Genomic DNA, 12,325 nt, shown 5'->3' with positions numbered 1-12,325 from the left:
TCTACTGTTAGGACGCTTAAAGGTGGCCGAGGACAAAGGGGAGGGGCATGTGCCAAATAATTTGTACATTGTCAAATTGTTTATACATATTTGAATTGTTTGTGTATATTTTATTCTACAGTATGGATGAAAAACGGTTCTTTATTCACTTAAATAACATTGGCATAGTTTTTGCTTGTATAAATTTAAGGAAGGAGGATTGAATGTAAGAAATCTGTATTAGTAATAGTAAAAAACAAGCTACTATTGCATCATTGATCTTACTTGTATTTATAGCGAAACTGTAAATACATACAAATAAGAATGTTCTGCTTTTAAAATTCAGAATTTTCTTTTAATTATTAGGGGGTAACAGTATGGTTAAATATTCAAGAATTTCTAAACTGATTGTTGGTGTTGGACTCGTGACAATATCATGTAGTGGTTTACAAATTCAAGCAGAGACAAAAGAAAAAAATGTGAAGAACTTATTACAAATGGAGCCGGTAGGATTAAGGAAATCCGTTGATGAGTTAGCGCACCCTTCGAACGTGCAAGAAAATGGATCATTTACTAAACGTTTAAAGTTAGCAGATTTATCGCAGCGTCCACCGATGCCAAATGAGAATGCTAAACAGCTTGTTGAAGAAAAGAAATATTCAATGGCTGAATTAAATCAATTAAGCAACAAGCAATTGACCGATCTTCTGGTTACGATTCAATGGTATCAAATTCCGGAGTTATTTCAGTTTAATAATGATAGTCTCAAATTCTATCAAGATGATAGCCGTATGCAGGCAATCATTGCTAAGCTAGCAGAACAAGGACAAGCCTATACGAAAGATGACTCAAAAGGAATTGAGACATTAGTAGAAGTTTTACGCTCAGGTTTTTATTTAGGTTTTTATCATCAAGAATTAAGTAAACTAAGTGAACGTGTCTATCATGATAAATGTTTGCCAGCTTTAAAAACAATTGCGAAGAACCCGAATTTTAAACTTGGTACAACAGAACAAAATAAAGTAATTTCGTCTTATGGGATGTTAATTGGAGGGGCGTCAGCTGATGTAGAAGTTATTCAATATGCAGGTGAAATCTTTAAACAATATAACGATAATCTTTCTACGTTTATTGAAGATCGAACTAAAGGCGATGCTGTATATAATTTGATGAAAGAAGTTGATTATGAAGTTCAATCGTATATGAATGCTACAGGAAAAGAACCAAAAGATATGCTGTGGTATGGAAAAATTGATGGCTTTATTAATGAGATAAATCGTTTTGCACTAATAGGTACAGTAACAGACAAAAACGGATGGCTAATTAATAATGGTATTTACTATGCTAGTCGTTTTGGCAAGTTTTATAGTACACCAACAAAAGGACAGCAAGTTGTTACAGAAGCAATGGGGATATATCCATATTTAGGGCAACAATATTTTGTTGCAGCAGAACAAATTGCTACTAATTACGGCGGGATAGATGCAAATGGAAAAACGGTAAATTTAGATCAAATTCGAGAAGATGGTAAGAAACATTATTTGCCAAAAACGTATACATTTGATGATGGGGCTATTGTCTTTAAAGCGGGAGATAAAGTTAGCGAAGAAAAAATTAAACGTTTATATTGGGCAGCAAAAGAAGTTCGTTCTCAATTTTATCGTACAGTTGGTAGTGATAAACCACTTGAAAATGGACATGCTGATGACGTGTTAACGATGGTTATTTATAATAGTCCAGATGAGTATCAATTTAATCGTCAACTGTACGGATATGAAACGAATAATGGTGGGATTTATATTGAAGGAACAGGGACTTTCTTTACATATGAACGTACACCACAGCAGAGTATTTATAGTTTGGAAGAATTGTTTCGTCACGAATTTACACACTATTTACAGGGCAGATACGAAGTTCCGGGATTATGGGGTCAAGGGGAAATGTATCAAAATGAACGCTTAACATGGTTTGAAGAAGGAAATGCGGAGTTTTTTGCAGGATCAACGCGATTAGACAGCGTAGTACCGCGAAAAAGTATCATTGGTGGATTGTCTAATGATCCTGCGAAACGTTACACAGCAGCGCAAACATTAAATGCAAAATACGGAACGTGGGATTTTTATAATTACTCGTTTGCATTGCAATCGTATATGTATAATAACCGTCCTGATATGTTCGATAAAGTGCATGATTTAATTCGTACAAATGATGTTCCAGGTTACGATGCGTACCGTTCTACATTAAGTAAAGATAATAAATTAAATGAAGAATATCAAACTTACATGCAAATGCTGATAGATAATCGTGATAAGTATACAATTCCGCAAGTATCAGATGATTATGTAGCACAGCACAATCCGAAACCACTTTCGGATGTTGCAGCAGATGTCACCAATGAAGCGAAGTTAAAAAATGTGAAGGTAACAAAGAATAAATCACAATTCTTTAATACCTTCACACTACAAGGAACATATACAGGAAGTGTGGCAAAAGGGGAAAATGAGGATTGGAAAGTGATGAATCAAGCAACAAATGATATGCTGAAGCATCTTGCAGAAAAAGAGTGGAGCGGATACAAAACATTAACTGCTTATTTTGTAAATTACCGTGTCAATGCCGCTGGACAATTTGAATATGATGTTGTGTTTAGCGGAGTGAATACAGAAGAAGGTACTGCTGTAGAAAAAGAACCGAATAATTCATTTGATGCAGCGAATCCATTATCTTTGAACGCGTTATTAAGAGGAAACTTAAGTGATCAAGATCAAGTTGACAGATTTGTTATCGATGTAAAGGACCCAAAAGATTTACAAATTACCGTTACGAACGAACAAAACCTTGGACTGAACTGGGTGTTATATTCTGAATCAGATCTAAATAATTATGTAACTTATGCAACAAAACGCGATGGAAACAAATTGCTTGGAAATTATAATGCGAAGCCAGGGAAATATTACTTAAGTGTATATAAATATGGCGGTGGAACAGGGAATTTTACTGTAGAAGTAAAATAATTATAAGTAGTCGTTTTTAGACAAATAGATGCCCCTAGGCATCTATTTGTCTTTTTTTAATGAAATGATGATGTATATACAAAAGATAAACTCCAATACCTTCTCTTAAAAAATCAAGGATTTTATACTAGGGTTTATTTCATATGCAAATTTTTAAATAGTTCATATCAAATCTTTAGTAAACAGAAAAAAATCTAGTTGAATGGATTCTTACTTAATCTTAGCTTGATGGCTATGGGGTTCCAGCACATCACTATCAAGCTAAGAAATGTAAATACCCCCAAAACGAGAAAATTTACATTTTTTTGTTTTGGAGTAGTTTTTCGAAAAAACAACAGCAAAAATCTCTCGATATTGGAGCATCCCAAAAATAATCGGTTTTGGGATACTAATTTACAGCAATTCATAAATGATTCAAAAGGTCTATGTATTTTTGAAGTACTGCAAAATATTATCTCGAACTTTTTGACACATTGTTTTTCATAGAAATTACACCACATTAAAAGGTGTACCTTTTGGGAATACAAAAAGGAACAGAAAATGGCTGATGAAATTCTTAAGTATAAAGAGCTGTGAGATCAAGGAATTATTACTGAAGAAAAGTTTCAAGCAAAGAAAAAACAATTATTAGGTATATAGAAAGCGCTCAGTTGAGCGTTTTTTTATTTTATAATCAGGTGATTTAATTTCATATGTATTTCTGTAAAAACTTTTTCCTTACTTAAAAAAAGACACCCTAAGGTGCCTTTCTGCGAATTGAACCATCTTAATTCTGGTTTAGTCTTATTTTTAATTCGTTTTGATATTTACCAATTAAACCAAGTTCATTCATGAACTTAATAAATTCACCATTTAATTCAGGGGACGTATTTTTAATGATTTCATGTGTCGCGGAAGTACATAAAGCTCTCGCCATACCTGCAAAATGACTTGAGTTTTCCGTATCCCTTATTGGTTTAAAAGAAAAAGGCTTATTAATTATATCATCATTATTTAATCCGTTTAAAGATTCGTACCCATGAGCTTCTAAAGATAAAATTTCATAGTATTTATATATTTGTTCGTCATTTAATCTGCTCACCAGCATTTTAATAGATGTTGGCCCTTTAAACAACGAATACCATTTTGGTTCGTACGTGTTATTGAATTTTTTATTTTGTATTTCTTTAGTAAATTTCCATTGATTAAGGATTTTATTAAAAATTGGTGATTTCAAAAGCTGATCTATCTTAACGATTTTATTTTTAAATTCTTCTTCTGGCATCGAAACATGTTTAGGGGGATTTTCAAGCATGTTATTGTATACTATCTTTTGATTTATTATATACCCTACATAATAACTGATTGCTCTATCTTTAATAAATCTTTTATGCTGAGTAATGTATTTTAGGGAAAGATAAGTTTCAAGTGCAGAACGTATCATAACTATTGAAGGGCTTTTTAATTGATGGTCAGCTAAAACGAAATTCCCGTCAATTTGTTCGATTAGTTTTCTATAAATACTTAAAATTATTTTTTGTTCAACTGTTAAATTTTTGCGTTCTTCTAATTTTTTCATTAAATCTAAACTAAAATCTATACTTTTACTTAAATTGATTAGTCGTTTATCCATGTCTCCTTAATCCTCGCTTAACATTGTTATTTTTTATGCTTATTTTAGTGTATTTTAGATTAGCTATAATGTAGCCCATTTAAATGTGAAAAATTTATAGAAATTACATTCCATCCATTTATGTCCATTTTAGCATATTCTGTTGAAAGTAAATAAGAAAAAACACCCTAAGGTGCCTTCCTCCAACTTGAACCATCGTTTCCGTACCCAGCCGATCTAAAAAGTAAAACTAAGTTCATGTTTTTTTATAATTAGTAAAATAGACAGTTAAATATTCATATAAAAAACCCGTTATATCAGTACATACACATGATACAACGGGTTTTTATGAGTTTAACATTTTCATACTTTTGTAAAACTCATTTTCACCATATGAACATTAAATATGTTTTAATATTTTTACCTTTCGAAACACTTTACAGACGTATCAAGGATTCTTTTTATCTTTAAATGTATTAAAATGTAAAATATTACAAAAAATATATCTTTTGGAACTGTGAAATATCTAAGGGTTTTCTGAAGGGATTCTTTTAGATTCCTAGATACATTGAATACCGATAATGATGGGTTATGTTAACCATAAATTTATACAGTATATATGTGAAAAATGTTTTGGAGTGAATATATTTTTTTAATAGTACCGTTTATTTTTGAAAATGTGAAATTGGGCTTAACTGTATGATTCTATTGTGGCTTTCATAGGTGTTTTCCTTATACTTATATTTGGAAGGTTCATATGTTGTGGTGTAGGTGTTTAGAAAAGTTGTTTTTTCTATAAGGTAGGTGAGAACTATGAGCAAATTTAAAAAGAATAGATGTATACCGTTTCAATGTTGTTTCCCTTTACCTGAAATTGGTCCAGCAGGACCACCAGGACCACCAGGACCAACAGGACCATCAGGTGGTCCACCAGGTCCAACGGGTCCAACGGGTACGACAGGAGCAACGGGACCATCAGGTGGTCCACCAGGTCCAACGGGAGCAACAGGCTCGACAGGAGCAACGGGACCATCAGGTGGTCCACCAGGTCCAACGGGAGCAACAGGTTCGACAGGAGTAACGGGACCATCAGGAGACATAGGTCCAACGGGAGCAACAGGTTCGACAGGAGCAACGGGACCATCAGGTGGTCCACCAGGTCCAACGGGAGCAACAGGCTCGACAGGAGCAACAGGCTCGACAGGAGCAACGGGACCATCAGGTGGTCCACCAGGTCCAACGGGAGCAACAGGTTCGACAGGTAACGGGACCATCAGGAGACATAGGTCCAACGGGAGCAACAGGTTCGACAGGAGCAACGGGACCATCAGGTGGTCCACCAGGTCCAACGGGAGCAACAGGTTCGACAGGAGTAACGGGACCATCAGGAGACATAGGTCCAACGGGAGCAACAGGTTCGACAGGAGCAACGGGACCATCAGGTGGTCCACCAGGTCCAACGGGAGCAACAGGCTCGACAGGAGCAACGGGACCATCAGGTGGTCCACCAGGTCCAACGGGAGCAACAGGTTCGACAGGAGTAACGGGACCATCAGGAGACATAGGTCCAACAGGAGACATAGGTCCAACCGGAGCAACTGGATTACAAGGACTAACCGGAGCAACTGGATTACAAGGACTAACAGGAGCAACCGGATCACAAGGACCGACAGGGGCAACAGGTTCGACAGGAGTAACGGGATCATCAGGAGACATAGGTCCAACCGGACCAACCGGAGCAACCGGATCACAAGGATCGACAGGGGCAACCGGAGCGGTATTAGATTTTGCGGATTTTTATGCGTTGATGCCCCCTGATAATGCTGCAACAGTTGCAGTCGGTGGAGACGTAGATTTTCCAAGAGACGGACCTTTTAGTGGGGCGGGGATTGCGCGTACTGGTGCTGATACATTTAATTTGTCTGCAATCGGTAGTTATCAGGTCTTGTTTCAGGTGAGTGTGACCGAAGCGGGTCAACTAGTTTTAACTCTTAATTCGGGAGCAGGAGCTGTTGAATTAGCTTATACGGTAGTTGGTCGAGCAACGGGTACTTCTCAGATAGTAGGAATGGCTCTTGTGCAAACATCAGTCATCAATTCAATACTTACTGTACGAAATCCTGCTAGCGAATCCACAGCACTAACCATTACTCCTCTGGCTGGAGGAACAGAGTCTGTTTCAGCACATCTTGTTATTACGCGACTTAGATAAAAGCGAAAAATAGAATTGCGTAGGTTGTAGGCTATAACTATGAAGTTAAGGGAAATGTTATAGAAGTCCCTTTAAATCTTTTGAGGGAATTTTTATAGGTTTTTAGATATAATGATTTCTTTTAAAGAAAACTATGTAAAAAAGCTAGCATAGATCTAGTTTTTTTAGATGTTCTAATCTCTTTATTTTTCATATTTTGAATGTAAACTAATGATAAAAAGTTTACATTAGAACTTACAATTGAAATTCAACATACAATGCTATGAACATGTACAATATAACCTTGGTCGGTTAATAAGAAAAAAAAGAACATGTAGAAATTACTACATGTTCTTTTTGAGGCGGTTCATTTTTAAATATTCCGTTTGGAAATAATCTTTTAAGTAACTTTTCTAATAGTTTTATGAATAAAAAGTCTCTTCAGAAGATCTGAAGGGACTTTTTGAGATTTTTAAATACATGGACTACCGATAAGTGAAGTTATGTAAACATGACATGTATAAAATATACTAGGGGAATTTGCAGAAAAATATAAGTAAGGGTATACAAAATATGTTTTACCATCCTACCGTGGTATGAATTCCTCTTTAGAAAGATACTACTATTGTTGGATGTTATGATAACTTTACTTGAATAAACTATAGATATCAAACTAACATAGGAGGAGAAACGAATATGTCTAACAAGTCTAAAGTTCACGGTTTAAAAGAGAATCAGCAGGAAGAAATTGACGCCATTCAACAAACGATCACTGAGATTGAGGTTGCATTTAATCAACATGATGCGGATGAATTAGATCGTCACTTCACTTCAGACGCTACATGGGTAAATGTGCTTGGTGAACGGCTATCAGGTTGGAAGCAAATCAATGAAGTACACAAGATTATCTTGGCAGGACCACTTCGCAACTCGTATGCTTCCTATAAAGTTGAAAGCATTAACTTTGTGCGGTCGGATGTAGCTATTACACATATTAGGCAATACCCGACAACCTCTGAAGGGACAATAATAGAAAACGGGCAAGGCAGTCTTGCTATTTATGTGATGGTCAAAGAACTCGGAACGTGGCAGGTCGCTGCTGGACAGAATACATTTGTTCATAATTAAATACAAAATATATCTAGAATGTTATCTTTTTCTTCTTTGTTGATTCCAATGTAAGTCAATGTGATTTGTGGTGTGCTGTGATTGAGTATTTCTTGCAACATAGCGATATCTTTTGACACTTGGAAAATTTGATGTCGATGTAGAAGTTATCCATTCAAAGTTATATGAATTGAATTAGATTATTCACAAGGACGAATAGCATCTCTTTAAAAATAAAAAGGAGCAAAAAATATTGCTCCTTTTTCACTTGAATTCCACATAAAATTTAGTATCAATGATTCCAAAAGTAACTTTACATGGAAATGGATTTTTTCCTGTTAAAGCAGCATGCATACATGAAAGTACCCAATATTCCAATTCTAAAGGTAAGCGGTATACTTGAATGCTACCATCATTGTTTGTTACTGATACAATTGGTGTATTTACCTTAGTTGTAGCGAAACCGTCCGTTGTTATCATTCCTACAGCATCATTATTATGAAAACCAGCGCTTAAAACTTCATAAATCTGTCCATCTTTCTCATTAATAATCATAGGTATATTTAAATAGGGATAGTTATTTATATCATTATGAATAACTGTTCTTGCTGTATTCCTTCTTAGCTGATTCCCTTGCATTTTATACACTCCTTTATAACACTCCAAACGTGATCATTAAATCTATTCTATTTTACGTCTATTATATTCAAAAATTTCAGTGTCATCTTATTATAAAAAGCATCGGTACATATGACAGCACTATTTTGCTGGTCAATACCAACAACAGTCATATAGCTAGAAAGTAAATAACCATCTTCATAATATGTAATTAATATTTCTTCTTCAGATAATAAGGAACATAACAACATGTTCTCGATCAGTTCTTTTTCTTCAGCGGTTAAGATCGGCCGAGTTACTTTGTTTTTCTCCTTGATGATTTCACGAATACCAACAAACTGTTCAGGCATTGCTGCAAACGGAGTGAATTTCACCATTCCTCTTCCTTTTGGCATATTAGCGTTAATCATGATTTGTGTCCTCCAATTAGTGTATTTCTGTGTCTAGCTGTAGCGCTATGCGTGTAGGAAATCCCTCGTAAAATACTGTTCCTCCCAAACTTTGTGCGTATTTCATCCATTACTTTTGTTAACTTCACTTCTTGTTCTCGTTTCGTGACATTATCAAAAAGAGAAATTTGTTCTTCCCCTTCTTGAATTAGGTTTGTTAAGGATATGTTTATGCTGCGAATGGGTTCGCCAGTATATTGTTGATGTAAAAAGTATGTACAGATATGATAAATATCCATCGTTAGATTTGTTGGGCGGTTTAAAGTATGTGTTTTTCTAATGCCACCTGTATAACTCTTGCTATAACCGACAGAAAAATGAACGGTTTGGGCAAGTTTGTTTTGTCTTCTAAGTCGATAACAAACTTCTTCTATATGCTCCAGTAGAATAATCGGAAATTCTTCTATTGTGTAGTCACGCATTAAAATTTGGCTTTTCCCAATAGAAGTTGTGGCTGGAACATATTTTTCTGAAATGCGACTAAAGTCGATTCCGTGGCTATGTAAGTGTAATTCTTCTCCAATCTTGCCGAAACTCTGTTTTAAGTATTTAAGGGGATAATTCGCTAAATCTCCAATAGAGTATATTCCCTTTCTATTTAACTTTTCTTCTGTTTTATATGATATGCCCCAAAATTTATTAAGGGGTCGTATGCTCCATAGTTTTGCAGGTACATCCTCGTACTTCCAAAATGCAATCCCGTCTTTGTTCTTCTTAGCATCAATGTCTAAAGCAATCTTACTCATGAGTGGGTTAGGAGCAATTCCGATAGTACATTCAACTCGTGTATGATTGTATATTTCCCGTTTAAATTTCATAGCGAATTCGTATGGATCTGGGGCGAATAAATGGATGCTATCTGTAATGTCCATAAAAAATTCGTCTATGCTGTATTGGTGAAAATCTTCAATAGGAACGTATTGTAGAGCTAATTTCGTTATGTAATTTGAGCATTTTATATAAGTTCCCATGATTGGGTTTACCACAAGAATGTCTTTACGCCGTGGTATTTCGTACAACCTTGCCATTTTCTTAACACCTAATGCCTTTAATGGTGGTGTTGCAGCCAAAACAATAGAGCCATTTCTGTTCACATCTCCTACTACAGCTAATTTGGTATGTAGTGGGTCTAATCCCATCTTGATGCAACTAACTGAAGCATAAAAGCTTCGAAGATCTACACATAAAACAATTCGATTCGGCAAAATTGAGTAGTCATACACCTTTACGCCTCCTTAATAATAAGAACATCTGTTCTTATTATACACGAATATACGTTCTCTTATGAAGGGGTTTTTATAAAAAAATAAAACTGACTCTAGTTAGCCAGTTTTTACATATCCCAAAAGTCGGTAGATTTAACGTTTGGTTTTATTTGCCTAATAACTTTTAAAATCTTTTTCATTACAGTTGGACTAGGTATGTATTCTTTATCATTGCACGCCTTTGAAACTGTAGGACGACTTAATTTCGCGGTCTTTTCTAAATCATTTTGGGTGAAGCCATTCCGATCTAAAAAATCACCTAATTTCGTTCGGTTTTTCCCTCCGAATTTCCAAAACACTTAAATCCCTCCTGAACCTATTTTCAACATTGTGGACATAAATGTAAAAAACTATTCGCATAGACGGCAAAAGTTTTTTACATAATGTACAAGCTGTCCACAATATGATGTATCAAAGCAGCTACCACGGTATTTATTAAGGTAGAAGAATACGAGGTTACCAAAGTAAGTTGCGAATGATTACCACAGTATTTATCAAGATTTCTACCAAGGTAAAACTACCACGGTATTAAGTAGATGAAGCTATGTAATATCTACATTCTAAATTCTGTTTATAAAGGGGGCATTTAAATGCGTGCTAGGAAAGAAACAATTCCTTTTCGCGAGTTTATGGATCGGTCATACAAAGATAAAGAACAGAAAATCCGTAAATACAATTCATTAAGTCCTTTCGCATTCCTTCATATGTTGGATCAGGTATTACATACTTACATTGCATTAGGAGTTATGGGAACGATTTTAATCGGAGCAGTCATGTTAGAAAAATACTTGGTGCGACATGACTATATATCAGCAGCTAAATTTGTAAGTGAAGGTATTTATCACGGAACGCGAATTGGTGGAGTTTGTTTGATTGGATATGTATTTGTTCGTATCGTAATCATGTTTTAAGGAGGGAAGAGAGTAATGGGGATTATAAAGGAGTGGGTTCGTACGCAAAGGTTAAGGAATCAGCTTATGGAGGTGTTCGGAAAAGCAGGTTTATATACGGAACATCAAACGCGTGGGGGAAAAGTGCCTATTTATCCAAAGGTACATAATGTTTCTTCTTCAGCAGAAAGCGTGAGGTATGTTTTTACCATACCAAACGGATTAGATCCACAGAAGATTGAAAAGAAGTGGTTTTGTTTTCAGCAAATATTAGGACCGAATATTACGATTGAAGGGGATGTGAAAAAGTTTGTACTACATGTATTCCGTTCAGATGCTGGATTAAAACCATACAATTACTGTTATAAAGAATGGCAGCCCTTATTAAAAGGGTACCGTCTTCCTGTTGTGGTTGGCCGGGATCAATTTGGAAAAACGATTACGTACGATATGGTTGATTCCAATACACCACACTTATTAATAGCAGGGGAAACGGGAAGCGGGAAAAGTAGTATGGTACGTGTTGTACTATCCACACTCATTCAATATATGTCTCCTGATACGTTGCATTTGTATCTTGGAGATTTAAAAAACTCTGAATTTCATTTCTTGCGAAGAGTGAAGCATGTAAAAGAAGTTTGTATGGAAGAAATTGAAATGAAAATAATGCTTCAAAAGATGTGGAAGGAAATTAGAGAACGAAGAAAACTTATGGAAGAATATGAGGTTGATCATATTGATGCGTACAACAAGTTAAATCCAGATCATCAAAAACCATATATTCTACTTGCTATTGATGAAGTGGCCATGCTAAAAGATGAAAAAGAGTGTATGACTACAATTGAAAAGATTTCAGCAGTCGGCCGATCACTTGGGGTGTTTCTTATGCTTAGTATGCAGCGGCCAGATGCGAAAGTGTTGGATGGTAAGTTAAAGCTAAATATGACCGTTAGAATCGGCTTTAAATGTGATAGTGCAATTAATAGTAATATCATGGGTACTCCTGGTTCAGAGCATTTAGAGCAATCTGGCCAAATGATTTTAAAACGAAATGGATTAAAGAAAGTGCAAGCTCCTTATTTGGAATTAAGTAAGGCGAAACAAATTGTTGAACCGTATCGCATGTCTAAAGGAGAGAGGATACTCCATAATTCTTTGCAGGAAGAAATGCCGCTATTTGGGGTGTTAGATGATGAAGAGTAGAGATAAAGGAATCCTGAA

9 protein-coding genes and 1 pseudogene are annotated in these 12,325 nt (G+C 35.5%); 5 read left to right on the top strand and 5 right to left on the bottom strand.

The annotated features are described in order from the left end of the window. Window positions 1–356 precede the first annotated feature (356 nt). Window positions 357–2,993 (top strand): collagenase ColA, encoded by a 2,637-nt coding sequence (locus tag MKY70_RS29055; RefSeq protein ID WP_341026618.1) that lies wholly within the window; start codon window positions 357–359, stop codon window positions 2,991–2,993. A gap of 766 nt (window positions 2,994–3,759) precedes the next feature. On the opposite strand, the gene MKY70_RS29045 is transcribed toward MKY70_RS29055, so the two are convergent. After that, on the bottom strand, window positions 3,760–4,605 hold the full coding sequence (locus tag MKY70_RS29045) for a DUF5677 domain-containing protein (RefSeq protein ID WP_240381241.1): 846 nt from the start codon (window positions 4,603–4,605) through the stop codon (window positions 3,760–3,762). Between the two features lie 792 nt (window positions 4,606–5,397). On the opposite strand from MKY70_RS29045, the pseudogene MKY70_RS30920 reads away from it, so the two are divergent. Together MKY70_RS30920 and MKY70_RS29030 are read left to right on the top strand one after the other, a co-directional pair. Continuing rightward, a pseudogene (locus tag MKY70_RS30920) lies at window positions 5,398–6,118 on the top strand (BclA C-terminal domain-containing protein); the annotation flags it as partial. A 1,353-nt stretch (window positions 6,119–7,471) separates the two neighbouring features. Further along, on the top strand, window positions 7,472–7,903 hold the full coding sequence (locus MKY70_RS29030; RefSeq protein ID WP_241139211.1) for an SgcJ/EcaC family oxidoreductase: 432 nt from the start codon (window positions 7,472–7,474) through the stop codon (window positions 7,901–7,903). 243 nt (window positions 7,904–8,146) lie between these two features. On the opposite strand, the gene MKY70_RS29020 is transcribed toward MKY70_RS29030, so the two are convergent. The 4 genes from MKY70_RS29020 to MKY70_RS29005 form a co-directional block, all read right to left on the bottom strand. Then, window positions 8,147–8,521: a hypothetical protein gene (locus tag MKY70_RS29020; protein WP_016119142.1), complete on the bottom strand. Its 375-nt coding sequence runs from the start codon at window positions 8,519–8,521 to the stop codon at window positions 8,147–8,149. Between the two features lie 47 nt (window positions 8,522–8,568). After that, complete coding sequence (locus MKY70_RS29015; protein ID WP_016119143.1) at window positions 8,569–8,910, bottom strand: YolD-like family protein; 342 nt, start codon at window positions 8,908–8,910, stop codon at window positions 8,569–8,571. Then, entirely contained in the window at window positions 8,907–10,172 is a 1,266-nt protein-coding gene (locus tag MKY70_RS29010; protein WP_016119144.1) for a Y-family DNA polymerase, read from the bottom strand. Before MKY70_RS29010 ends, MKY70_RS29015 begins: the two co-directional genes overlap by 4 nt. 110 nt (window positions 10,173–10,282) lie before the next feature. Continuing rightward, window positions 10,283–10,513 (bottom strand): helix-turn-helix domain-containing protein, encoded by a 231-nt coding sequence (locus MKY70_RS29005; RefSeq protein WP_002150963.1) that lies wholly within the window; start codon window positions 10,511–10,513, stop codon window positions 10,283–10,285. Window positions 10,514–10,804: 291 nt separating this feature from the next. Here MKY70_RS29005 and MKY70_RS29000 point away from each other — a divergent pair, with 291 nt between their 5' ends. After that, the gene (locus MKY70_RS29000; protein ID WP_341026613.1) at window positions 10,805–11,125 is read left to right on the top strand and encodes a hypothetical protein; all 321 of its coding nucleotides are present in this window, start codon (window positions 10,805–10,807) and stop codon (window positions 11,123–11,125) included. Between the two features lie 15 nt (window positions 11,126–11,140). Further along, a complete protein-coding gene (locus tag MKY70_RS28995) occupies window positions 11,141–12,307 on the top strand; it encodes an FtsK/SpoIIIE domain-containing protein (RefSeq protein ID WP_012259900.1) in 1,167 nt (388 codons plus the stop codon). Window positions 12,308–12,325: the final 18 nt, after the last annotated feature.

The sequence above is a fragment of the Bacillus sp. FSL R9-9492 genome, from assembly GCF_038007365.1.
In the GTDB taxonomy this organism is placed as follows: Bacteria; Bacillota; Bacilli; order Bacillales; family Bacillaceae_G; genus Bacillus_A; species Bacillus_A mycoides.
Note: the sequence above shows the minus strand (reverse complement) of the source record. Positions and strands in the feature narration are given on the sequence as shown.

Excerpts from the sequence above, each read along its gene's own strand:
- MKY70_RS29045 (WP_240381241.1), bottom strand. The coding sequence starts at position 4,605 with ATGGATAAACGACTAATCAATTTAAGTAAAAGTATAGATTTTAGTTTA.
- MKY70_RS29000 (WP_341026613.1), top strand. The coding sequence starts at position 10,805 with ATGCGTGCTAGGAAAGAAACAATTCCTTTTCGCGAGTTTATGGATCGG.
- MKY70_RS29030 (WP_241139211.1), top strand. The coding sequence starts at position 7,472 with ATGTCTAACAAGTCTAAAGTTCACGGTTTAAAAGAGAATCAGCAGGAA.
- MKY70_RS29055 (WP_341026618.1), top strand. The coding sequence starts at position 357 with ATGGTTAAATATTCAAGAATTTCTAAACTGATTGTTGGTGTTGGACTC.
- MKY70_RS28995 (WP_012259900.1), top strand. The coding sequence starts at position 11,141 with ATGGGGATTATAAAGGAGTGGGTTCGTACGCAAAGGTTAAGGAATCAG.
- MKY70_RS29020 (WP_016119142.1), bottom strand. The coding sequence starts at position 8,521 with ATGCAAGGGAATCAGCTAAGAAGGAATACAGCAAGAACAGTTATTCAT.
- MKY70_RS29015 (WP_016119143.1), bottom strand. The coding sequence starts at position 8,910 with ATGATTAACGCTAATATGCCAAAAGGAAGAGGAATGGTGAAATTCACT.